The organism is Pseudolabrys sp. (assembly GCF_050250095.1).
Classification (GTDB): domain Bacteria; phylum Pseudomonadota; class Alphaproteobacteria; order Rhizobiales; family Xanthobacteraceae; genus Pseudolabrys.
This window is the reverse complement of record NZ_JBFWPH010000003.1, coordinates 297,181-317,990: the sequence shown is the minus strand read 5'-3', so window position 1 is coordinate 317,990 and position 20,810 is coordinate 297,181. Positions and strand designations below refer to the sequence as shown.

At 66.1% G+C, this 20,810-nt stretch carries 24 protein-coding genes; 8 read left to right on the top strand and 16 right to left on the bottom strand.

Features of this window, described 5'->3' with window-relative positions; all coding sequences use genetic code 11:
- The first annotated feature begins 17 nt into the window (after nucleotides 1-17).
- Nucleotides 18-428 carry a F0F1 ATP synthase subunit epsilon gene (locus AB7F10_RS10980; RefSeq protein ID WP_428560720.1) on the top strand — a complete coding sequence of 137 codons (411 nt, stop codon included), beginning with the start codon at nucleotides 18-20 and terminating at the stop codon, nucleotides 426-428.
- Nucleotides 429-499: 71 nt separating this feature from the next.
- On the opposite strand, the gene AB7F10_RS10975 is transcribed toward AB7F10_RS10980, so the two are convergent.
- The 9 genes from AB7F10_RS10975 to AB7F10_RS10935 all read right to left on the bottom strand — a co-directional run bounded on the left by AB7F10_RS10975 (nucleotide 500) and on the right by AB7F10_RS10935 (nucleotide 9,250).
- Nucleotides 500-1,276 (bottom strand): tellurite resistance TerB family protein, encoded by a 777-nt coding sequence (locus tag AB7F10_RS10975; RefSeq protein ID WP_428560718.1) that lies wholly within the window; start codon nucleotides 1,274-1,276, stop codon nucleotides 500-502.
- 157 nt (nucleotides 1,277-1,433) lie between these two features.
- Nucleotides 1,434-1,931 carry an RNA pyrophosphohydrolase gene (locus AB7F10_RS10970; protein WP_428560715.1) on the bottom strand — a complete coding sequence of 166 codons (498 nt, stop codon included), beginning with the start codon at nucleotides 1,929-1,931 and terminating at the stop codon, nucleotides 1,434-1,436.
- Between the two features lie 39 nt (nucleotides 1,932-1,970).
- A complete protein-coding gene (locus AB7F10_RS10965; protein WP_428560713.1) occupies nucleotides 1,971-3,239 on the bottom strand; it encodes a divergent polysaccharide deacetylase family protein in 1,269 nt (422 codons plus the stop codon).
- A gap of 146 nt (nucleotides 3,240-3,385) precedes the next feature.
- Nucleotides 3,386-4,720 (bottom strand): S41 family peptidase, encoded by a 1,335-nt coding sequence (locus tag AB7F10_RS10960; RefSeq protein WP_428560711.1) that lies wholly within the window; start codon nucleotides 4,718-4,720, stop codon nucleotides 3,386-3,388.
- Nucleotides 4,717-5,997 carry a murein hydrolase activator EnvC family protein gene (locus AB7F10_RS10955; protein ID WP_428560709.1) on the bottom strand — a complete coding sequence of 427 codons (1,281 nt, stop codon included), beginning with the start codon at nucleotides 5,995-5,997 and terminating at the stop codon, nucleotides 4,717-4,719. Before AB7F10_RS10955 ends, AB7F10_RS10960 begins: the two co-directional genes overlap by 4 nt.
- Nucleotides 5,998-6,156: 159 nt before the next feature.
- Nucleotides 6,157-6,639, bottom strand: coding sequence for a 23S rRNA (pseudouridine(1915)-N(3))-methyltransferase RlmH (gene rlmH / locus AB7F10_RS10950; protein ID WP_428560708.1), 483 nt, complete (start codon nucleotides 6,637-6,639; stop codon nucleotides 6,157-6,159).
- 16 nt (nucleotides 6,640-6,655) lie between these two features.
- Nucleotides 6,656-7,042 carry a ribosome silencing factor gene (rsfS, locus tag AB7F10_RS10945; protein WP_428561563.1) on the bottom strand — a complete coding sequence of 129 codons (387 nt, stop codon included), beginning with the start codon at nucleotides 7,040-7,042 and terminating at the stop codon, nucleotides 6,656-6,658.
- A 109-nt stretch (nucleotides 7,043-7,151) separates the two neighbouring features.
- Nucleotides 7,152-7,961 (bottom strand): nicotinate-nucleotide adenylyltransferase, encoded by an 810-nt coding sequence (locus AB7F10_RS10940; protein WP_428560705.1) that lies wholly within the window; start codon nucleotides 7,959-7,961, stop codon nucleotides 7,152-7,154.
- Nucleotides 7,958-9,250, bottom strand: coding sequence for a glutamate-5-semialdehyde dehydrogenase (locus tag AB7F10_RS10935; protein ID WP_428560703.1), 1,293 nt, complete (start codon nucleotides 9,248-9,250; stop codon nucleotides 7,958-7,960). The genes AB7F10_RS10940 and AB7F10_RS10935 overlap by 4 nt, the downstream gene beginning before the upstream one ends.
- A gap of 192 nt (nucleotides 9,251-9,442) precedes the next feature.
- Between AB7F10_RS10935 and AB7F10_RS10930 the strand changes: the two genes are divergently transcribed.
- Nucleotides 9,443-9,652, top strand: a complete 210-nt coding sequence (locus AB7F10_RS10930; protein WP_428560701.1) for a hypothetical protein — start codon at nucleotides 9,443-9,445, stop codon at nucleotides 9,650-9,652.
- Nucleotides 9,653-10,066: 414 nt separating this feature from the next.
- Here AB7F10_RS10930 and proB read toward each other — a convergent pair whose 3' ends face one another.
- Complete coding sequence (gene proB / locus AB7F10_RS10925; protein ID WP_428560699.1) at nucleotides 10,067-11,191, bottom strand: glutamate 5-kinase; 1,125 nt, start codon at nucleotides 11,189-11,191, stop codon at nucleotides 10,067-10,069.
- A gap of 183 nt (nucleotides 11,192-11,374) precedes the next feature.
- Between proB and AB7F10_RS10920 the strand changes: the two genes are divergently transcribed.
- Nucleotides 11,375-11,737 (top strand): BA14K family protein, encoded by a 363-nt coding sequence (locus AB7F10_RS10920; protein WP_428560696.1) that lies wholly within the window; start codon nucleotides 11,375-11,377, stop codon nucleotides 11,735-11,737.
- A gap of 336 nt (nucleotides 11,738-12,073) precedes the next feature.
- Complete coding sequence (locus AB7F10_RS10915; protein ID WP_428560694.1) at nucleotides 12,074-12,277, top strand: hypothetical protein; 204 nt, start codon at nucleotides 12,074-12,076, stop codon at nucleotides 12,275-12,277.
- 4 nt (nucleotides 12,278-12,281) lie between these two features.
- Here AB7F10_RS10915 and AB7F10_RS10910 read toward each other — a convergent pair whose 3' ends face one another.
- Both AB7F10_RS10910 and obgE read right to left on the bottom strand, forming a co-directional pair.
- Entirely contained in the window at nucleotides 12,282-13,394 is a 1,113-nt protein-coding gene (locus AB7F10_RS10910) for an S-(hydroxymethyl)glutathione dehydrogenase/class III alcohol dehydrogenase (RefSeq protein ID WP_428560691.1), read from the bottom strand.
- Between the two features lie 18 nt (nucleotides 13,395-13,412).
- On the bottom strand, nucleotides 13,413-14,453 hold the full coding sequence (gene obgE, locus AB7F10_RS10905; protein WP_428560689.1) for a GTPase ObgE: 1,041 nt from the start codon (nucleotides 14,451-14,453) through the stop codon (nucleotides 13,413-13,415).
- A gap of 218 nt (nucleotides 14,454-14,671) precedes the next feature.
- Here obgE and AB7F10_RS10900 point away from each other — a divergent pair, with 218 nt between their 5' ends.
- Genes AB7F10_RS10900 through AB7F10_RS10885 form a run of 4 tightly spaced genes read left to right on the top strand, consistent with a single transcriptional unit; the run spans nucleotide 14,672 to nucleotide 18,661 of the window.
- Nucleotides 14,672-15,022 (top strand): hypothetical protein, encoded by a 351-nt coding sequence (locus AB7F10_RS10900; protein WP_428560687.1) that lies wholly within the window; start codon nucleotides 14,672-14,674, stop codon nucleotides 15,020-15,022.
- 48 nt (nucleotides 15,023-15,070) lie between these two features.
- Entirely contained in the window at nucleotides 15,071-17,131 is a 2,061-nt protein-coding gene (locus AB7F10_RS10895; protein WP_428560685.1) for a TonB-dependent receptor family protein, read from the top strand.
- Between the two features lie 9 nt (nucleotides 17,132-17,140).
- The gene (locus AB7F10_RS10890; RefSeq protein WP_428560684.1) at nucleotides 17,141-17,683 is read left to right on the top strand and encodes a YcnI family protein; all 543 of its coding nucleotides are present in this window, start codon (nucleotides 17,141-17,143) and stop codon (nucleotides 17,681-17,683) included.
- A gap of 57 nt (nucleotides 17,684-17,740) precedes the next feature.
- Nucleotides 17,741-18,661 (top strand): DMT family transporter, encoded by a 921-nt coding sequence (locus AB7F10_RS10885; RefSeq protein ID WP_428560682.1) that lies wholly within the window; start codon nucleotides 17,741-17,743, stop codon nucleotides 18,659-18,661.
- Between the two features lie 15 nt (nucleotides 18,662-18,676).
- Here the strand turns inward: AB7F10_RS10885 and AB7F10_RS10880 are convergent, their stop codons facing one another.
- The 4 genes from AB7F10_RS10880 to rplU form a co-directional block, all read right to left on the bottom strand.
- Complete coding sequence (locus AB7F10_RS10880; protein ID WP_428560680.1) at nucleotides 18,677-19,063, bottom strand: RidA family protein; 387 nt, start codon at nucleotides 19,061-19,063, stop codon at nucleotides 18,677-18,679.
- Nucleotides 19,063-19,659 carry a GNAT family N-acetyltransferase gene (locus AB7F10_RS10875; protein ID WP_428561561.1) on the bottom strand — a complete coding sequence of 199 codons (597 nt, stop codon included), beginning with the start codon at nucleotides 19,657-19,659 and terminating at the stop codon, nucleotides 19,063-19,065. The genes AB7F10_RS10880 and AB7F10_RS10875 overlap by 1 nt, the downstream gene beginning before the upstream one ends.
- A gap of 130 nt (nucleotides 19,660-19,789) precedes the next feature.
- Nucleotides 19,790-20,062 carry a 50S ribosomal protein L27 gene (gene rpmA / locus AB7F10_RS10870; RefSeq protein ID WP_428560677.1) on the bottom strand — a complete coding sequence of 91 codons (273 nt, stop codon included), beginning with the start codon at nucleotides 20,060-20,062 and terminating at the stop codon, nucleotides 19,790-19,792.
- Between the two features lie 54 nt (nucleotides 20,063-20,116).
- The gene (rplU, locus tag AB7F10_RS10865) at nucleotides 20,117-20,623 is read right to left on the bottom strand and encodes a 50S ribosomal protein L21 (protein WP_428560675.1); all 507 of its coding nucleotides are present in this window, start codon (nucleotides 20,621-20,623) and stop codon (nucleotides 20,117-20,119) included.
- Nucleotides 20,624-20,810: the final 187 nt, after the last annotated feature.

The window sequence follows — 20,810 nt, the reverse complement described above, 5'->3', positions numbered from 1 at the left end:
CGGGCAGGAATCGCGTCATGGCCACTTTCAAGTTCGAACTGGTCTCGCCGGAGAAGCTGCTGTTCTCCGGTGACGTCACCCAGGTCGATGTGCCGGGCATCGAAGGCGACTTCGGCGTGCTCGCCGGCCATGCGCCGATGGTGGCGACGCTGCGGCCGGGCATCCTCACCGTGCATGGCGACGGCGGTCCGAAGAAGATCGTCGTGCTCGGCGGTTTTGCCGAAGTTTCGCCGACCGGCCTGACCGTGGTCGCCGACGTTGCGGATACGGTGGAGGCGATCGATACGGCGATGGTCGCGCAGCGCATCAGCGATCTCGAAGCGCGTGCGGCGAAGATGGAGCAAGGCTCCGAGCTGGACAAGCTCATCACCCGGCTCGACCACTTCAAGGAAGTGAACCGCCATCTCACCGGTACGGCGATGCACTGATCGCTGCGGCATTCTGAAATAAAAAATGCCCGGCTGATGCCGGGCATTTTGCTTTTAGGAACGCTGCTCCGTCAGCCCGCCAGCGCCGTCGGCTTGCCGGACGCCGGCACGGTCGCGCCCTCGATCGTCGCGTGCAGGTGCTTGACCAGCGCATCGTCGAGATTGAGTCGCGCGGCGAGCAGCGAGAGGTAGGCGCGCTCGGAGGCGTTGTCGACATCGATCGCCAGCAGCGATGCGGTGTAAAGGCTGGCGGCTTCCTCCGGCGTGCGCGCGCCACGCGCCACGGCGTCGACGTCGAGCGGCCGGCGCAACTCGTCCATCACGAAAGCCTTGTCCTCTGCCGACAGCGGCAGCCTGTCCATCTCGGTGAAGATCGCGGTCTGTTCCGCGGCGTCGATGTGGCCGTCGGCCTTCGCGGCGGCGATCATCGCGCGCAACAGATGGCGGCCGAGCGATTGCTGCGCGCCGGTCTCCGTCGGCGCGAACGGCGTATCGGCCGGCGGCGGCAGCAATCCGGCGGGGCTCGATGCCACGGCGCTCGATTGCGCGACCGAATTGCCGGCCTGCCAGTTCTGATAGGCCTTGTAGGCCAGCGCGCCCACCACGGCCATGCCGCCGTACTGTAACGCGGTGCCGGCGACCTTGCGGCCGCTTTTCGAGCCGAGCAGCAGCGCGGCAAGCCCGCCTGCAACCGCGCCGCCGCCGATGCCGCCGAGATTGTTGCCGAGCATGCCAGCGAGGCCGCCGAGTTGGCCGCCCGCGCCTTGCTGCGGCTGGCCGGGCGCGCCCGGTGCGTTGCCGGCATTGCCGCCGAGGAACTGGTCGAGAAGGTTCTTTGCGTCGAACATTGCGTCAGGTTCTCCCAATGATGCGGGAGTGACCTAAGGGACGCCGGTGGCGGCTTCGCGGCATGTCGACGTGGCGAAATGCCCTGCGGCAAACTGGAGCGTTTTCGAGCGAAGTGGGCACCGGTTCGCGTGAAGAAAACGCGACAAGGAGAAAACTCTACACAAGCGATGCGAAGGCGCTGATGACCTGGTCGTAGAGCGGTCGTTTGAAAGGCACCACCAGCGCGGGGACGTTTTCGATCCGCTCCCATCGCCACGCGATGAATTCCGGCTCGTGGCTGCCACCGGGATTTTCGACGTCGATCTCGCTGTCGTCGCCGGTGAAGCGCAGCGCGTACCATTTCTGCTTCTGCCCGCGATACTTGCCCTTCCAGGCCTGTCCGGCGATGTCGGGCGGAATGTCGTAGTGCAGCCAGCCAGGCACTTCACCGATTTTCTCGACCGACTTGATGTTCGTCTCTTCGTAAAGCTCGCGCAGCGCGGCGCGATAAGGGTCTTCGCCCTCGTCGATGCCGCCTTGCGGCATCTGCCATGCGTGCAGGTCGTCGACATGCTCGGGCCCGCCGGAGCGGCGGCCGATGAAGACGAGGCCTGCGCGGTTCAGCACCATGATGCCGGCACAGGGGCGATAGGGAAGGGATTCATAGTCCGGCATTTGAAATCCTGTCGTGCGCCGCCGCGCGTGTCCGCGCCGTCAGCTCTGCTTCGCCTTGTTGGCGACCATGCTGATGGGGACGAGAAGAATGCCGCGGGTCTCGGCCTTTTTCGCCCATTCGGCGATGTGGTTGACCGCCGCCGGCAGCGCCGCGGCGATGCCGACTGCGCTGCCGTGACGCCGGGCGGCGGCCTCCAGCCGGTTCAGCGCGGCGTCGATCTCCGCCGTGGCCGGCACCGCATCGATGACGATATCCGCGCGCGCGAAGGGCAGGCTCTGGCTGCCCGACAGTTGGCTAGCGACGCTGCGTTGCGACGCGCCGTTATCGACATAGATCAGCCCGCGCTTGGCGGCTTCGCGCATGATCGGCGACAGCGCCTGATCGGAGGCGGAGAAGCGCGCGCCCATGAAGTTGACGATGCCGACATAACCCTGCACGCGGCTCATCTGCCAATGCAGACGGTCGATATTCTGCTCGACGCTGAGCGAGGTCAGCAGCGTCTGCGGGCCGGGATCGTTGTCGGGATAGTCGAACGGCTCCATCGGAACCTGAAGCAGCAGCTCGTGGCCGCGTGCGGCGGCCTGACCGGCGAGCCGGTTGGCGTCGGTGCTGTAGGGCGACAGTGCAAGGGTCACGGTGGCGGGAAGGCGAGAGAGGGCGTCGGCCGTGCCGGACGCGCTGACGCCCAGGCTGCCGACCACGATCGCGACCTTGGGAAAATCCTTGCGGGCGGGGTCGATCGGCACCGGCCTGGCGAATGCCGTCGACGGCCGGGTGCCATCCGCCGCAATGCGCGGGATGGCGCCATGCCGGGTCGTCTCCAGCAACTTCGGATCGACGGCAATTCCTTGCGAGCCGCCGTGGGGGCCGCCCTGCGGTGCGCCGTTCTGTGAAAGACCCTGCGGCCCGCGGACGGCGCCGTTGCCTTGCGGCGGCAGCAACACTTCCTCGCGCTTGCCGCTCGAGCCGTCGATGATGGTCACGGTCTTGCTGCCGGGCGGCGGCGGCTGGGTCGTCTTGGCGGCGGGCACCGTGACGCCTGTACCAGCCGGGCGCGGCTGTCCCGGCGTTCCGGCCTGAACGGCGGCGGCGACCGAATGATCTTTCTGCGTTGCGAGGTCGATCGAACCGGCCGGCACCACCGCGACCGGCTCGCCGCCGTAAGGATCGCTGGCGAACATCGTCCAGAGTCCGATCGCGACGATCGACATGGCGAGCGCGCCGGCCAGCAGTTGCGGCGGCGTGAACGGCAGTTTCAGCCGCTTCGAGGTCGTCTTCTTGCCGAGGGGGGCGTCGAATTCATCCACGGCCGCGGCCCTGTTCCTCGCGAATCATCGGGGGACTCTACCACGGCAATTCCGGCGCTCGCCGGCTCGCGCTTTTCAGGGTTGACCGACGGTCAACGAAAAAGGGCGGCCCTGAGGCCGCCCTTCACGCCGATATTTCTGAGCGATCAGTTCGGCACGGCCGAAGCCGGGTTCGGCGGGAAGGCCGAGTTCTTCTGGGTGCCGCGCAGCAGGTCGTAGGCGGTGTTGAGCGCCTTGTCGTTCTTGGCATCAGGCGGGATGTAGGCCTGCGAGCCGGTCTGCTCCTGGCCGTCCGCCTTCAGGTGACCGCGCAGCGAAGCTTCGCCCTTGGTGTCGGAGCGCGACTTCATCTCGTCCGGCACGTCCTGCAGCACTTCGATGTCGGGAACGATGCCCTTGGCCTGGATCGACTTGCCGGACGGCGTGTAATAGCGCGCCGTGGTCAGGCGCAGCGCGCCGTTGCCGGAGCCGAGCGGGATGATGGTCTGCACCGAGCCCTTGCCGAACGAGCGCGTGCCGAGGACGGTCGCGCGCTTGTGGTCCTGCAAGGCGCCGGCAACGATCTCGGAGGCCGAGGCGGAGCCGCCGTTGACGAGCACGATCACCGGCTTGCCGCCGGTCAGGTCGCCGGAGCGGGCGTTGTAGCGCTGCGTCTCCTCGACATTGCGGCCACGGGTCGAAACGATCTCGCCCTTCTGCAGGAAGGCGTCGGACACCGCGATCGCCTGATCGAGGAGGCCACCCGGATTGTTGCGCAGGTCGAGCACATAACCCTTGAGCTTGTCCTTGGCGACCTTGGCGTTGATGTCGGTGATCGCCTTCTTCAGGCCCTCGGTGGTCTGCTCGTTGAACTGGGTGATGCGCACATAGCCGACATCGTCGCCCTCGACGCGCGAGCGCACCGAGCGGACGTGGATGCGGGCGCGGGTCAGCGTGACCTCCACCGGCTTGTCGACGTCCTTGCGGCGGATCGTCAGCTTGATCGTGGTGCCTTCGCGGCCGCGCATCTTCTCGACCGCCTGCTGCAGCGTCAGGCCTTGCACCTGCTCGTCGTCGAGCTTGAGGATGAGGTCGTTGGCGAGCACGCCGGCCTTCGCGGCGGGCGTATCGTCGATCGGCGCGACGACCTTGATGAGGCCGTCTTCCATCGTGACCTCGATGCCGAGGCCGCCGAACTCGCCGCGGGTCTGCACCTGCATGTCGCGGAAATTCTTCGGATCCATGTAGCTCGAATGCGGATCGAGCCCGGCCAGCATGCCGTTGATCGCGGTTTCGATCAGTTTCGAGTCGTTCGGCTTCTCGACGTAGTCGGCGCGCACGCGCTCGAACACGTCGCCGAACAGGTTGAGTTGCCGGTACGTGTCGGCGGCGGCTGCGTTGGCGCTCGCGCCGACGAGCATCAGCCGCGGCTGGGTGGCGAGAATCGTCACCGCCGCGCCTGCGACCGCACCGAGAAGAATGAGAGATGTCTTGCGCATCATCCGCGAACCTTTTCTACTTCGCCTGCTGCCCACCATGGGCCTGGATCGAACGGCGTTCCGTCTTTGCGGAACTCGACATACAGCACCGGTTGCGAAGCTCCCGTCGCCAGAATAGCTGCGATGTGTGAGCTGTTTCCCATCGCCGCAACCGGTTCTCCGGCCAGCACGAACTGTCCGAGATCGACTGAAATCCGTTCCATTCCGGCGAGCAAGACATGATACCCGCCGCCGGCATTGAGGATCAAGAGTTGCCCGTAGGAGCGGAACGGCCCTGCGTAAACCACCCAGCCATCCGCCGGCGCGGTGACTTGCGCGCCCGCCCTGGTTGCAATGGAAAGGCCCTTTTCGGTGCCGCCGACGGCGTCAGGCGAGCCGAAGTCGCGAATCTTGACGCCGTTAACCGGTATCGGAATGTGGCCGCGGAGTGACGCGAAAGACACGGCCGGCGCCAGCCGGCCGGGGTCGCGGGATACCGCAAGCGCGGGGTTCGAATTGATTCGTGCCGCCTCGCGCGCGGCGCGCGCCGCGCTGTCGAGATTCTTTTCCAGCTTGGCGATCAGATCCTTCAAATTGTCGGCATCGCGGGCGAGCTGCGTCGCGCGGGCGCGCTCCGCGTCGAGCGTTTTCTCCCGATCAACTTGCTGCTTCTGACGCTCCTCGACCAGTGCAGCGATGCGCTTGCGGTCCTTGTCGAGCGCGGCGACCTCGCCGTCGAGCCGCGTGCGTTCGGCGGCGATGTCCTTGCGCACATCGACCAGCGAGGACAGGTCGCTCGCCAGCGCTTTCACCTCGGTGCGCATCTCGGGTAGCACGGCGCCGAGCAGCATCGCGGTGCGCACCGATTGCAGCGCGTCTTCCGGCGTCGCGATCAGCGCCGGCGGCGGCCGGCGTCCCATACGCTGAAGCGCGGCGAGCACTTCCGAGATGACCGCGCGCCGCGCCTCGAGCGACTTGCGGATGGCGGCTTCCTTGCTGTCGAGCGGCTTCAACCGCGCCTGCGTCGCCGCGATCGCGTTTTCGAGCTTGCGCAGCCGCGCGGCGGTATCGACGAGGTCCTGGTTGAGCTTGCGGCGGTCGGTGCCGAGATTCTCGATCTCGCGCTTCAGCATCGCTTCGGCTTCGTGTGCCTTGCGCTGCTCGTCGCGCAGCTTTTCGAGATCCTGATCGTGCTTCTTAATCTGCTCGAGCGCGCCGGTCTTGTCGCCCGGTTTGGCGGTCTGCGCGAGCGCCGGCTGGCCGGCCGCGATCGACAATCCGACGACGAGCGATGCCGCCAAAAACCGGTGCCTGCGGGCATCGGCAAGGCGCCGGCTTGGCGCCGGCCGAATCGTCTGTGCCTCGATCATTTCTTCGAAATTACGCCAATGGTCGCAGCCGGCAAGCATCGGGCGGCACCTGCCGGCAGGATTGCCGCCAAATTAAGTCCAAACCGCGGTTCAACTACGGTGGTAAGGGTGGCCCGACAGGATCGTGACGGCGCGGTAGATCTGCTCCAGCAGCAGGACGCGCACCAGCTGGTGCGGCCAGGTCGCGGTTCCGAATGCGATCCGCAAAGCCGCCTTGTCGGCAAGGGCGGGGGCAAGCCCGTCGGCGCCGCCGATGATGAAGACGGTGGCCGGCTTGTTGGCGGCCCGCCATTGCGAGATCAGCGTGGCGAATTTGGCGCTGTCGGTATTCTCGCCGCGCTCGTCGAGCAGCACGGTCGCCGCGCCGTCCGGGATCACATTGGCGAGCGCGATCGATTCCTCCAGCATGCGCGTCGGCGCATCCTGCGCGCGGCTTTCCCGGATCTCGACGATCTCGACATCGCGCAGGCCGAGCGAGCGGCCGGCTTTCGCCGCGCGGTCGCGATAGCGCTCCGCGAGCTCGGTTTCGGGCCCCCGCTTGAGCCGGCCGATGGCGGCAACGACGATACGCATCGCGCCGCCGGTCCGCTCAGCCGGTCTGGCGCGTGCCGCGTCCCGGCGACCACATCTTCTCGAGGCCGTAGAAGGCGCGCGATTCCGGCCGGAAGACGTGAACGATGACGTCGCCGGCGTCGATCAGCACCCAGTCGCATTGCGGCATGCCTTCGACGCGCACGCCGCGAATGCCGGCGCCGGCCATTTCCTTGACGACGTTATCGGCGACCGCGCCCACATGCCGCTGCGAGCGGCCGGTGGTCACGATCATGTAATCGCCGATCGAGGATTTTCCGGTGAGGTCGATGGTGACGCTGTCCTCGGCCTTCATGTCATCGAGGCAGTCGAGGATCAGGCGGAGCGTCTCCTTGGCGCTCGGGCGCTGGGAGACGGCGGGCGAACGACGTGCCGCCCGTGAGATCACATGGGTCGACAGGGGTTTCGATCCTTTCCGGGTGTCGCGGTTGCTCTCGTGCTTGGTCGTGTCAGGCTCGATATCGGTACGCTTGAACGCATCATCAAGATAGCGATTAGCGGCGTTTCTTGCCACTCGGCTTTTTACCTTTTGCGGCAACGGTCGCCCGGCGCTTTGCGCCGGCGGTCTTTTTGGCGGACTTTCCGGCCGCCGGTTTCGTGGTACCAGTCTTGATGCCCGCTTTGGCGCCCGGCTTCCCGGTCGATGCTCTGGCGGGCTTTCTGGCGGTCGTGCCCGACCAGCCCTTTTTGCGCAGAGCGCGCAGCGCAGTCGAAGACAGCGCGGATTTCAAGCCGTGCAGATAGGTCCAGGCCGGCGCCCGGCGGCTCGGCAAGGAGCGCGCCGCTTCCTCCGGAATGCGCCAGCGCGCCAGCGCGTGGGCGGCGGGACTTGCCGCGGCATAGAGGCTCGGCCCCAGCCGGTCGACCACGACGAAGGGAATGAGGCTCGCGATCTCGCGCCAACGCTGCCAGCGGTGAAAGCTCCGCAGATTGTCCGCGCCCATGATCCAGACGAAACGAACGCCCCGGCATCGGCGCACCAGCCACGCCAGAGTATCGTGCGAATATCTCGTCTTGATGACGGCTTCGATGCCGCTGACGTCGATGCGCGGATGATGGGTCAGCGACCGCGCGGCGGCGATGCGGCTTGCCAGCGGCGCAAGCCCGCTCGTGTCCTTCAGCGGATTGCCGGGCGTGACCAGCCACCAGACCCGGTCGAGATTGAGCCGCTTCATCGCCAGCAGTGTCGCGCCGAGATGGGCCCGGTGCGGCGGATCGAAGGTTCCGCCGAACAGGCCGATCCGCATGCCGGGCGAGAAGGGTGGCAACGACAGCTCGTTGCGGACGATGACAGGGGACTTCACGGACGAATCTGGCCGGTGCCGCGGATACGATATTTGAATGTCGTGAGCTGCTCGACGCCGACCGGGCCGCGCGCATGCAGTCGGCCGGTGGCGATGCCGATCTCGGCGCCGAAACCGAACTCGCCGCCATCGGCAAACTGGGTCGAGGCGTTGTGCAGAACGATCGCCGAGTCGACTTCGCGCAGGAATTTCTCCGCGGCTTCGTCGTCGTCGGTGATGATCGCGTCGGTGTGGTGCGAGCCGTAGCGGTCGATATGGGCGATGGCGGCGTCGATGCCGTCGACCACTTTGCAGGAGATGATGGCGTCGAGATATTCGGTCGACCAGTCATCCTCGCTCGCAGATTTGACCCGCGGATCGGCTGCCTGGCTCGCCTTGTCGCCGCGAACCTCACAGCCCGCTTCGATCAGCATGGCGATCAAAGGTTTCAATTCGGTTGCCGCCGCCGCCTTGTCGACCAGCAGCGACTCGGCCGCGCCGCACACGCCGGTACGGCGCATCTTGGCGTTGAACACGATCTTGCGCGCCATCTCGAGCGAGGCCGCCTTGTCGATGAAGACATGGCAGACGCCCTCGAGATGAGCAAACACCGGCACCCGCGCCTCGTCCTGCACCCGGCCGACCAGGCTCTTGCCGCCGCGGGGAACGATGACGTCGATATTGCCGTCGAGGCCGGCCAGCATCATGCCGACGGCGTCGCGGTCGCGAACCGGCACGAGCTGGATCGCGTCTTCGGGCAGGTTGGCGTCGCGCAGGCCGGTGGCGAGCGCGGCATGGATCGCGCGGGCCGAGCGCAGGCTGTCCGAGCCGCCGCGCAGGATCGCGGCATTGCCGGACTTCAGGCACAGCGCGCCGGCGTCCGCCGTCACATTCGGGCGGCTCTCATAGATGATGCCGATCACGCCGAGCGGCACGCGTACGCGCTCGATGGTCATGCCGTTCGGGCGCGTCCAGCGCTCGGTGACGGTGCCGACGGGATCGAGCAGCCCGGCGACGGTTTCGAGGCCCTCCGCCATGCCGCCGATCCGCTTTTCGTCGAGGCTGAGGCGGTCGATATAGGCGGCGGTCTGACCGCCGGCGCGGGCCTCGGCGACGTCCTCCCGGTTGGCGGCGAGGATCGCGGAACTCTGTGCGCGCAGCGCCGCCGCCATGGCGTGCAGGGCGCGGTCCTTCTGCTCGGCCGGGGCGAGCGCCAGCACCCGCGCGGCCGCGCGGGCGCGCCGGCCGATGCCCTGCATCAGCGTGGCGATATCGGTGGCCGGATCGACCGATTTCAGAGGCGCGGTCATTGGAATTACAGGGGTTTCCCGGTCATTTCGTGAGGTTCCTCCTAACACGTCGGACCGCAAGCGGCGAGGTCGCCGAATCCGTCCGGGAACGGTGCAAAAATGCCCTGAATCTGTGGATAACCCGAAGGATGGGCCGAACCTTCGCCGGGCCTACACATTGGTAGGGGACGATTGGCGATCAAGGAGAGTGTCATGGCGTCCCGATCTGCCCGCTTGCCCGACCGGTTTCCCGTCGGAACCAAACTCGTCATCGAAGGCCGCCGCGGCGGTCCGGTATCGCGCTATCTCGAATTTCCCGACGGCACCTTCTGCCCGCTGCCGGCGCGTCCGGCAGGTCCGATGAATCGCAAGGCGCGGGCCGCCAAGCGGCGCACCGCCCGCATCGTCAGCCGCCGGGCCTGACGGTCCCGCCGGCGTGTCGCGGCAGCGCGGCGCGCAAAAAAAAGGGGCCCGACTGGGCCCCTGGGGGATAGTTTCGTCGTCAAGTCTTATGTCCTAGGGCTCACGCTCTAGGACTGTCTTTGAAAACCATATCGTCCGCACGGACAACCCGTCGGCGGGTGCCAAAACGTCGCATCGATACAATCGGTCGCACCTCGCCGCAGCGAGGCCGTGGGTCTCACGTTTGCGAGTGGCCGTTTTTCAACCGGGGTCGATTTTTCGGAAGATCAATGCGGCAGAAAGCCCGGCCTGCGCAGGGCCGGGCTTGCCGGGCGATCGGTCAATCGCCTTTGCGTCATTGAGTCAGTATCGCGTCGTGTCTAAATAACGCGGCACGGCAAGACGGGTTCCCGCCGCCGCGAGGATTTTCCGGCGTCAGCCGTTGCCGATGACGAGGTCGTCGCGGTGGATCATTTCGGCGCGGCCGGTGTAGCCGAGGATCACCATAATATCGGCGCTCGATGCGCCGCGGATTTTTTCGGCGTCCGCCGCGTCATACGCGACAAGGCCGCGGCCAACCTCCGTGCCGTCAGGCCCGCGTACGACAACCGCGTCGCCACGTTCGAATTCGCCTTCGATCTTGATGACGCCCGCCGGCAACAGGCTCTTGCCGGTGCGCAGCGCGCGTACTGCGCCGGCATCGATCATGATGGCGCCGCGCGGCTCAAGCGAGCCGGCGATCCACTTCTTGCGCGCGGCGACGGGATTGGCCGGCGTCAGGAACCATGTGCAGGCCGCACCTTGCGCGATCGCGCGCAGCGGATGATCGATCCGGCCCGACGCGATCACCATATGCGTGCCGGCGCTGGTCGCGATCTTGCCGGCTTCGATCTTGGTCACCATGCCGCCGCGCGACAGTTCGGAGCCCGACGCGCCGGCCATGTCCTCGATCTCGCGCGTGATGCGCGCAACCACCGGCACGAGCTTGCCGCCGCTCTCGGTCGGCGGCTTGTCGTACAGCCCATCGATGTCGGACAACAGCACCAGCAGATCGGCGCTTGTCATGGTGGCGACGCGCGCGGCGAGGCGGTCGTTGTCGCCGTAGCGGATTTCGTTGGTGGCGACGGTGTCGTTTTCGTTGATGACGGGCACCGACTTCCATTCGAGCAGCTTGTCGATGGTCGAGCGCGCGTTGAGATAACGGCGGCGCTCCTCGGTATCGCCGAGCGTGACGAGAATTTGTCCCGCGGCGAGGCCGTGCGCGCCGAGCGCCTCCGACCACGAGCGCGACAGCTCGATCTGCCCGACCGCGGCGGCGGCCTGGCTGTCCTCGAGTTTCAGCGGGCCGGCGGGAATTTTCAGCACCGCGCGGCCGAGTGCGATCGCGCCCGAGGACACCACGAGGATGTCGCGCTGGCCCTTGTGCAATTCGGCGATGTCGGCTGCGAGCGAATCGAGCCAGTCACGCTTGAGCCTGCCCGCGCCTGAATCGACCAGCAGCGACGAGCCGACCTTCACGACGATGCGGCGGAACGATTGCAGGGACGGCGTTTGCGGCATGGACAGGGTTCAATCCGGTTGGCATCCCTGTCCCATACCGGCGAAAACTTTGCAATCAGAAGAGGTTGAGCGGGTGTCCGGGGTCCGGCTTGACGTTGCCGGCGGCCGGCAAAGCTTGCGCGGCAGGCCGAACTTGATAAGCCTGCCTGCAGCAAGGGTGGCCTCGCCGCCCCGGACCGTGCCATGCAGATTTTCGCCCTGATCGCCGTCGTGTTCGTGTCGCTCATCAGCGTGATGATGGGGCTCGACGAGGTTTCGCCGCCGCCGGTGTCCGTCGCGCCGCCGGCGGTGTCGGCCGGAGCGCCTGCCGCGCCGGCGGCCGTGGTGCCGCAGGCCGTTCCGCAGGCGCCTGCGCCGCCGCTCCCGCCGCCGCTGACCGATGGCGGCGGCACCGCGCCGATCGTGATGCCGGAATTTCCGCGTGCGGCCGGAACGGCGGCTCCGAAGTGCAACATCGAGGCCTGCAAGGCGGCCTATCGCAGCTTCACGGAAGCCGACTGCACCTATCAGCCGCTGGACGGGCCGCGCCGGCTTTGCACCAAATAACGGCCGTGCCGCGGGGCCTTTTTTGCGCCCCATAGGCTTGAGAGAATTCGGAACTCCGGAAGCGCCGCGCGCGTTAGCGACAGCAGGCGGCATTGTCGAAACGCACGAGCTTGCATCGGTTTTGCGATGCGACGGCAGCGCGTCCGGGCGAAAACCGGCGAAATGTCAGCAGGGCCGGCAGGTCAAAAACGCAATCCAAGAATGCAGGGTTGCAGTTCCGGACTGGTCCGTTGCTTGCTTGGATTTGTTCGTCGGGAAGGAAAATCGGGGGCGTGACCGAGAGAATGTCCGTTCGCGGCTGTGCGCCGCGCGCGGAAAGCCCTGACGAGGTGTCCTATGGCCAATCTGTTCGACTACGTGCCGATCCTGCCGGCGGCGCTGATGGTTGCCACCATCATCTGTCTTCCGTTGCTGGCCGATCGAGAGCCGGGCTCGGAAGAGGAAGAGCGGCGCATCCGGCACCAGAAGGTCATGGCACGAATTTCGCGCGGCCCAACGGTGCCTTACGTGTCGCAGCGTCGGACGCGCGACGACCGGTAGACGATCAGTAGACCACCACCGAACGGATCGACTTGCCTTCGTGCATCAGGTCGAAGGCATCGTTGATCCTGTCGAGCGGCATGGTGTGGGTGATCAGGTCGTCGATATTGATCTTTCCCTCCATGTACCAGTCGACGATTTTGGGCACATCGGTACGGCCGCGCGCGCCGCCGAACGCCGTGCCCTTCCACACGCGGCCGGTGACGAGCTGGAACGGGCGCGTCGAAATTTCCTGACCCGCGCCGGCGACGCCGATGATGATGCTCTCGCCCCAGCCGCGGTGGCAGCATTCCAGCGCCTGTCGCATGGTGTGCACGTTGCCGATACATTCGAACGAGAAATCCGCGCCGCCGCCGGTGAGGTCGACGATCGCCTGCACCACCTTGTCGCGGCCGACCTCGTCCGGGTTGATGAAATGCGTCATGCCGAACTTTTCGGCCATTGCTCGCTTCGAAGGATTGAGATCGACGCCGATGATCTTGTCGGCGCCGACCATGCGCGCGCCCTGGATGACGTTGAGGCCGATGCCGCCGAGGCCGAACACCACGACATTGGCGCCGGGCCACACTTTCGCGGTGTAGATCACCGCGCCGATGCCGGTCGTCACGCCGCATCCGATGTAGCAGATCTTGTCGAACGGCGCGTCCTCGCGAACCTTCGCCAGCGCGATTTCCGGCAGCACGGTGAAGTTCGAGAAGGTCGAGCAACCCATGTAATGAAACACTTGGTCGCCATCGCAACGGAAACGTGAGGTCGCGTCCGGCATCAGGCCCTTGCCCTGCGTGGCGCGAATGGCTGTGCAGAGATTGGAGCGGCGGGAGAGGCAGGTTTTGCACTGCCGGCATTCCGGCGTGTAGAGCGGAATGACATGATCGCCCGGCTTGAGCGCCGTCACACCGGCGCCGACCTCGCGCACGATGCCCGCACCTTCGTGGCCGAGGATCGCGGGAAACAGACCTTCGGGGTCTTCGCCTGACAGCGTGTAGGCGTCGGTGTGGCAGATGCCGGTCGCCTTGATCTCCACCAGCACTTCGCCCGCCTTCGGGCCGTCGAGGTCGATGGTCTCGATGGTGAGCGGTTCGCCGGCTTTCCAGGCGACAGCGGCGCGGGTTTTCATGGATATCCTCCGGTCAGTTCAAGGCTGCCAGGCAGCGTCTTTCGATTGTGCCGCGTGAGGCTCGCCGGCGCGCGCGTCTTCGATCACCGTCATCAGCGCGCGCAGGGCTTCCTGAATGCCGGCGCGCGACTGCGAGGACAGCGTCAGCGGGGTCTTGCCGCAGGTCTTTTTGAGCTTGGCGACCTGTTCCTTGATTGTTTCCGGCGTCAGCGCGTCGATCTTGGTCAGCGCGACGATCTCCGGCTTCGTCATCAGGCCGTGACCGTAGGCGTCGAGTTCGCCGCGCACGATGCGATAGGCCTCGCCGGGATCTTCCGCGGTGCCGTCGACCAGATGCAGCAGCACGCGGCAGCGCTCGGTGTGGCCGAGGAAGCGGTCGCCGAGCCCGACGCCCTCATGCGCACCTTCGATCAGCCCGGGCAGGTCCGCCAATACGAATTCGCGGTTGTCGATGCGCACGACGCCGAGCTGCGGATGCAGCGTGGTGAAGGGATAGTCGGCGATCTTCGGCTTTGCCGCGGTAACGCTGGCGAGGAAGGTGGACTTGCCCGCGTTCGGCAGGCCGACGAGGCCGGCGTCCGCGATCAGTTTCAGCCGCAGGCGGATCGTGAGTTCTTCACCCGGCAGCCCGGGATTGGCGCGGCGCGGCGCCTGGTTGGTCGACGACTTGAAATAGGCGTTGCCGAAGCCGCCATTGCCGCCCTTGGCGATGGTGACGCTCTGGCCGACTTCGGTGAGATCGGCGAGCAGCGTCTCGCCATCTTCCTCATAGACCTGCGTGCCGACCGGCACTTTCAGCACCGCGTCGTCGCCATTGGCGCCGTGGCGGTCCTTGCCCATGCCGTTGCCGCCGCGCTCGGCCTTGAAATGCTGCTGGTAGCGGTAGTCGATCAGCGTGTTGAGGCCGTTGACGGCTTCGATGAGCACGTCGCCGCCGCGTCCGCCGTCGCCGCCGTTCGGTCCGCCGAACTCGATGAACTTCTCGCGGCGAAACGACACGCAGCCGTTCCCGCCATCGCCGGACTTGATATAGACCTTGGCCTCGTCGAGAAATTTCATGTCTTCGGTCTGGGGATTTCTTAGGGGCCTCAGCGCGATGACATCATCGCGCGTCAGGTTCCCGCTTTCTGCGCCAAGCTCTAGCATGGCTGCCGTGACGAAAAAACCTATGCCATCGCAGCGGCGCGGCTTGCCAAGGTGAAGGCGGCTTGGCTTAATCCCCCGCGGTTTTTTGGGGCACGGACGACGTGAAAACGTGGCGGCACAGTTTGCGAGGCGTGGCGGTCGCGCTGACCGTCGCCTATGCGCTGTTCGCTCAGGCCTTCCTCGCCAGCATTGTCGTTACCCAGGCCGTTGCCTCCGGCGACGTCAACATCATCTGCCTTGGCGGCGATCCCGGCGCGCCGGGCCACGGCAAGACACTGCCGCCCGGCGGCGACAATTGCATCCTTTGCAGTCTGTCGGCTTGCAGTGCGGCTGCCGGCGCGGCCTTGCCTGTCGTTCCGGCAGGCATCACGCCGCCGCAGCCCGCCGAAGCGCGTGTTGTGTCGGCCGCGCTGGAAGCGCTGCTGCTGCCGCAGCCGCCCCGGACTCCCAAACTCTCGCAGGCTCCTCCGCACGCGATGTGATTTCGCCGGCCAGAAGGCCGCTTCATCACATCGCAACCGGAGTCTGTCATGTCACGTCGCATACGCGCGCTGGGCGCGGTGCTGGCCATTGCGGCCGCGCCGGGAGTGCCCGCATTCGCGCAAACTACCGAGCTGCCCGCCATCAATGTCACCAGCACGGACTCGTCCGCCAGCCTGGTGTCGCCCAATACCGCCGAGGCGCGGCGGCAGATCGAGCAGACGCCCGGCGGCGTCGCGCTTGTGCCGGATGCCGCTTTCAAGGATACGCCGGCGCTGATCATCAAGGACATTGTCGGTTTCGTGCCCGGCGTCTGGGCTCAGCCGAAATGGGGCGACGACACGCGCCTGTCGATCCGCGGCTCGAGCCTGTCGCGCAATTTCCATTTGCGCGGCATCCAGCTTTATCTCGACGGCATCCCGATCAATACGGCTGACGGCTACGGCGATTTTCAGGAAATCGATCCGAGCGCTTATCGCTATGTGGAGGTCTACAAGGGCGGCAACGCGCTGCGCTACGGCGCGAACTCGCTGGGCGGCGCGATCAACCTCGTGACGCCGACCGGCCGGGATGCTTCGCCGTTCGACGTGCGGCTCGATACCGGCTCGTTCGGCTATGTGCGCAGCCAGGCGAGCACCGCCGGCGCCAAAGGGCCGTTCGACTGGTTCGTGACCGGCTCCGCGCAAAGCACCGACGGCTATCGTGACCACAGCGACGGCCACGGCATGCGCGGCAGCGCCAATGTCGGTTATCGCGTGTCGGACGACTTCGAGACGCGCTTCTATCTCAACGCCAACACGGTACGGCAGCGCATTCCGGGTTCGGTGACGCGGGCGAGTGCGCTCAATTCCCCGAAAGCCGCCGCCGCAGGCAACGTGCTGCTCGATCAGCAGCGCAACATCGACACGCTGCGTGTCGCCAACAAATCGACGTTGCGGCTCGGCGATACGACGACGCTCGATGTCGGCCTGTTCGGCGTCGACCGGCACCTGATGCACCCGATCTTCCAATGGCTCGACTACCGCTATGCCGACTATGGCGGTTTCCTGCGCCTCAACGACGAGCGGTTGCTGGCCGGCCATCGCAACCGGCTGGTCGCCGGCGTCAACCTTCACAACGGCGATATCGACAACCGGCAGTTCGCCAATCTGCCCGGTGCGGTGAAGGGCGCTCTCTTGTCGTCGTCGCGCGACCGTTCGCAGAATTATTCGGCTTATCTGGAAAACAGCTTCTACGTGCTGCCGCAGCTAGCGCTGGTGGCGGGTACGCAGTTCCTCCATGCGGTGCGCGAGCGCAAGGACCGTTTCTTGACGAATGGCGATCAGTCCGGCAGCCGCAGCTTCGACGTCTGGAGCCCGAAGCTCGGCGTATTGTGGGAGGACGGCGCCGGCCGGCAGGTCTTCGCCAATGTCTCGCGCAGCGCCGAGGTGCCGAGCTTCGGCGAGAACACCTTTGCCACGTCGGCGCTGTCGAGCATCGAGACGCAGATCGCGACCACCTACGAGATCGGCACCCGCGGCCGGATGCCCGATGTGACCTGGGATCTCGCGATCTACCGCGCGGAGATTCACAACGAGCTGCAGTGCCTCACGAACCCGTCGACACCCGGCGCCTGCGCGGTGACCAATGCGGACCGCACCGTGCATCAGGGCATCGAGGCGGGCCTCGGCGTCGCTGTGCTGAAAGGCATCGCCACGCAGGGCGATCGCGTCTGGCTGAACGTCGCTTACACGTTCAGCGATTTCCGCTTCGACGGTGACGCGCGCTACGGCAACAATCAATTGCCCGGCGCGCCGCGCCACTATCTGAAGGCCGAGGCGCTCTACAAGCACCCGTCCGGCTTCTACGCCGGGCCGAATGTCGAATGGGTGCCGCAGGCCTACTACGTCGACAATGCGAACAGCCTGCGCACGGATGCTTACGCGCTGCTGAATGTCCGCGTCGGCTACGACAGGGGCGAGCAATTCTCGGCCTATCTCGAAGGCCGCAACCTGTTCGACACCCGCTACATCGCCAGCGCGAGCATCGCGGAGACGGCGAATGCCGCCTCGGCGCTGTTCGAGCCCGGCACCGGCCGCGCGATCTACGCCGGCATTCGCTATCGCATGTGAGGGTTGATCATGCTCAACATCATAAAAGTTGCGTTGCTGTGCGGCGTCGTTGCCACGGTGGCAGCGCCCGCTTCAGCGCATATCGTGCTGGAGCGCAAGACAGCCGCGCTCGGCGCGTCCTACAAGGCGGTTCTGGCGGTGACCCACGGCTGCGAGGGCTCGCCGACCGTCAAGCTGCGGGTGACATTGCCGGAAGGCTTCATCGCGGCAAAGCCGATGGCCAAGCCCGGATGGAGCATCCAGACCGTGAAGGGGGCTTATGCGCGCAGCTATACGTATCTGCACGGCATGGCGATCAAGGCGGGCGTGCGTGAGATCGTCTGGACCGGCAAGCTACCGGGAGGTTTCTACGATGAATTCGTGTTCGTCGGCTTCGTCGCCGACGCGCTCGCAGCCGGCGACACGCTCTATTTCCCTGTCACTCAGGAATGCGAGGCGGGACGCCATGACTGGACGCAAGTTCCGGCGCCGGGGCAGGACGCACATGCATTGAAGCAGCCGGCTCCGGCGCTGCGGCTTGAGGGCGCAGCCGGGCATCAACACGCGCACTGACGCGCCGCTATCGCGCTGCCGCGGCTTTCGCTACAAAGCCGCGACCGGGGCCTTGTCATGACGTCCAGTTCCAGCGCGCAATATCCAAAAGACGCGCACGCGCCGCGCCATCTCGCCGGCATCGGCCTGATGGCGCTCGGCATCTTCCTCTTTGCGTTGAACGACGCGCTCGGCAAGTGGCTGATCGCGACCTATTCGGTCGGGCAGTTGCTGCTGATCCGCAGCGCCGCGGCGCTGGTATTTCTGGCGCCGCTGATCTGGCGCGAGCGGCTCGTGTCGTTCACCGCCGCACCGCGGCCGTTCATCCAGCTTCTGCGCGCGGTGCTCGCGACGCTGGAGGTCGCCTGCTTCTACTGGGCGCTCGCCTATATGCCGCTCGCCGACGTGATGACGTTCTATCTCGCGGGTCCGATCTATGTCACCGCGATGTCGCCGTTTCTGCTGGGCGAGAAGGTCGGCTGGCGGCGCTGGGCGGCGGTGCTGGCGGGCTTCTTCGGTGTGATGATCGCGCTCAACCCGTCGGGGCAATCGCTGTCGCCGGCTGCTCTCGTCGCCATCGCCGGCAGCTTCTCGTTTTCGCTGCTGATGATCTGCACGCGGCTGGTGCCCGGCACGTCGGATGTCGTGCTGGTGACGAGCCAGACCGTCGCTGCGCTGATCTTCGGCGTCGTCGTCGCGCCGTTTGCGTGGACGCCGCCGCGCCTGGAGGACAGTCTGTTGCTGATCCTGCTCGGTGTTACCGCGATGATGGCGCATATGTGCATCAACCGCTCGCTCAAGATCGCGCCGGCGACGGTGGTGGTGCCCTATCAATACACCACGATCGTCTGGGCGGTCCTGCTCGGCTTCTTCATCTTCGGGGATATTCCGACGGTGTCGATGCTCGCCGGTGCGGCCACGATCATCGCGGCGGGACTCTATATTTTCGTGCGCGAGCGCGTGCGGGCGCGGCCGCACGCGGTCGCCGAGCCGCCTTAACAGTAAGAAGGATGCTCAGGCGACAATGGCGTCGGCCTCGATCTCGACCAGCCAGGCAGGGTCGATCGCCTGCACGATCTGGATGAAGGTCGAGGCCGGACGAATGTCGCGGAAGAACTCGCCGTGGGCGCGCGCGGCGTCCTCCCAGCCTTTCATGTCCTTCAGCATCACGCGCGTGCGCATGATGTGTTCACGTTTCCCGCCGGCGTCGTTGACGGCTTTCTCGATGATCGCAAGACAGCGCAGCGTCTGCCCGTAAAGATCGCCGGGGCAGGCGCCGCCGCCGCCCGGCGCGATCGGCGCCGTGCCGGACACCGCGATATGCGGGCCGACACGCACCGCGCGCGAGAAGCCGATCTGCGGCTCATAGACCGCGCCGGACGAAACGAGACGGCGTTCCATCACTGCACCCGCTTGCTGCGGCTCCAGCCCTTGATCGCCGACCAGATGCCGCGTTCGAGGCGGAAGCGGTCGATCGGCGCCGAGCTGCCGAGCGCGCGGATGCGATAGAGGCCGACGCCGGTCCACTGGAAGCCGCACTTCTCCAGCACGCGGCGCGAGGCCGGGTTGGTGACGCGCGCGCCAGCCTGCAGCGCCGGGTGATCGAATTCGTCGAACGCGAAGTCGATCAGCGCATGCAGCGCCTCGGTGGCGTAGCCCTTGCCCCAATACGCTGCGCCGAGCCAGTAGCCGAGTTCCGGCGGCTGGCCGTCGACCGGGACGGCGCCGCAGGCGCCCATCACGGTGCCGTCGCGGCCCGCGATCAGGAACACGACCTCGCCGTCGGCTTTGTTGGCGCCGGCAATGAAACTCTCTGCATCCGTCGTTTTGTACGGATGGGGAATGCGCGCGGTGTTTTCTGCGATGCGACGATCGTTGGCGAGCGCCGTCACGGCTTTAGCGTCCTCGATGCACGGCGCGCGCAAGGTGAGCCGCTTCGTTTCGAGGACGGGGATACTCCTCTCTTGAAACGGGCCTCTTTGTATCTCTTCCAGCAGTGTCATGGTCTTCGAGCTCCCTAGAAATGCATCGAGGGGGAGCCGGCATCCCGTCTCCCCCTCAAGGAACCCGAATTCGGGTCCGCCGGTTCGACTGGATGTCGGGGCGGACCTCGATGTGATCCGCCTTTTACTCGGCCGCAGCCTCCGTCATCGGAACAACCGATACGAACGTGCGGCCTTTGGCTTTGGTAGCGAACTGAACTTTTCCGTCGATGAGCGCGAACAGCGTGTGATCCTTGCCGATGCCGACATTCTGGCCGGCATGCCACTTGGTGCCGCGCTGGCGCGCAAGGATATTGCCGGCGAGACAGGCTTCGCCGGCATACAGCTTCAGACCAAGGCGGCGGCCCTGGGAGTCGCGTCCGTTACGTGAGGAGCCGCCTGCTTTTTTGTGCGCCATCGTTATTCTCTCGAATTCGTCAGTCTTCTAACCCGATTCCGTTACGGAATCATCTCACTTCTTTTTACCTTTTGTGGCCGGCTTCTTGGCCGCCGCCTTGCCCGCGCTCTTGGCGGGCTTCTTGGCTTTGGCGCTCGCGGCTTTCGCCTTCGGCGCCTCGTCCTCCGAGCCCTCGGCCGCGGTGTCGGCCGCCGGCTTCGGCTTGGCCTCGCGCTGCGGCCGCGGTGGCGGCGTCTGCGAGGGCTTGGCCCCGCCGGTCAGGATCTCGGTGATGCGGATCACCGAAAACTCATGCCGGTAGCCGCGCTTGCGGCGCGAATTCTTGCGGCGGCGCTTCTTGAAGGCGATCACCTTGGCGCCGCGCTCGTGAGCGAGCACTTCGCCGGCAACCGTCGCGCCGGACACGGTGGGCGTGCCGATCGTCGGCGTGTCGCCGCCGACGGCGAGCACCTCGCCGAATTCAACAACTTCACCCGGATTGCCGCTGACGCGGTCGATCCGGATCACATCTTCAGCCGCGACGCGGTACTGCTTACCGCCGGCTTTGATGACTGCGAACATCGTTTTTCCTCAGTGTTCGATTCCGGCGTTCGGGCAGGCCCGGACCGGCTTCTTTCAGTCGATTGTGGTGTGTTTGAAAGGGCTTAAATGCCCCTCAAAAAGCACGCGGACCTGACGGCCCGCGGCGGCATGCTTATGACGGGTAAAGGGCCGCCCTGTCAAGGAACCAAGCCGCGCCGGCAGGACG

Coding starts and splice junctions, on each gene's coding strand:
- AB7F10_RS10895 (WP_428560685.1), top strand. CDS start 15,071: ATGTCACGTCGCATACGCGCGCTGGGCGCGGTGCTGGCCATTGCGGCC.
- AB7F10_RS10935 (WP_428560703.1), bottom strand. CDS start 9,250: ATGACCGCGCCTCTGAAATCGGTCGATCCGGCCACCGATATCGCCACG.
- AB7F10_RS10880 (WP_428560680.1), bottom strand. CDS start 19,063: ATGGAACGCCGTCTCGTTTCGTCCGGCGCGGTCTATGAGCCGCAGATC.
- obgE (WP_428560689.1), bottom strand. CDS start 14,453: ATGAAATTTCTCGACGAGGCCAAGGTCTATATCAAGTCCGGCGATGGC.
- rplU (WP_428560675.1), bottom strand. CDS start 20,623: ATGTTCGCAGTCATCAAAGCCGGCGGTAAGCAGTACCGCGTCGCGGCT.
- AB7F10_RS10910 (WP_428560691.1), bottom strand. CDS start 13,394: ATGAAAACCCGCGCCGCTGTCGCCTGGAAAGCCGGCGAACCGCTCACC.
- rlmH (WP_428560708.1), bottom strand. CDS start 6,639: ATGCGTATCGTCGTTGCCGCCATCGGCCGGCTCAAGCGGGGGCCCGAA.
- rpmA (WP_428560677.1), bottom strand. CDS start 20,062: ATGGCGCACAAAAAAGCAGGCGGCTCCTCACGTAACGGACGCGACTCC.
- AB7F10_RS10930 (WP_428560701.1), top strand. CDS start 9,443: ATGGCGTCCCGATCTGCCCGCTTGCCCGACCGGTTTCCCGTCGGAACC.
- AB7F10_RS10920 (WP_428560696.1), top strand. CDS start 11,375: ATGCAGATTTTCGCCCTGATCGCCGTCGTGTTCGTGTCGCTCATCAGC.
- proB (WP_428560699.1), bottom strand. CDS start 11,191: ATGCCGCAAACGCCGTCCCTGCAATCGTTCCGCCGCATCGTCGTGAAG.
- AB7F10_RS10915 (WP_428560694.1), top strand. CDS start 12,074: ATGGCCAATCTGTTCGACTACGTGCCGATCCTGCCGGCGGCGCTGATG.
- AB7F10_RS10980 (WP_428560720.1), top strand. CDS start 18: ATGGCCACTTTCAAGTTCGAACTGGTCTCGCCGGAGAAGCTGCTGTTC.
- AB7F10_RS10890 (WP_428560684.1), top strand. CDS start 17,141: ATGCTCAACATCATAAAAGTTGCGTTGCTGTGCGGCGTCGTTGCCACG.
- AB7F10_RS10960 (WP_428560711.1), bottom strand. CDS start 4,720: ATGATGCGCAAGACATCTCTCATTCTTCTCGGTGCGGTCGCAGGCGCG.
- AB7F10_RS10970 (WP_428560715.1), bottom strand. CDS start 1,931: ATGCCGGACTATGAATCCCTTCCCTATCGCCCCTGTGCCGGCATCATG.
- AB7F10_RS10885 (WP_428560682.1), top strand. CDS start 17,741: ATGACGTCCAGTTCCAGCGCGCAATATCCAAAAGACGCGCACGCGCCG.
- AB7F10_RS10975 (WP_428560718.1), bottom strand. CDS start 1,276: ATGTTCGACGCAAAGAACCTTCTCGACCAGTTCCTCGGCGGCAATGCC.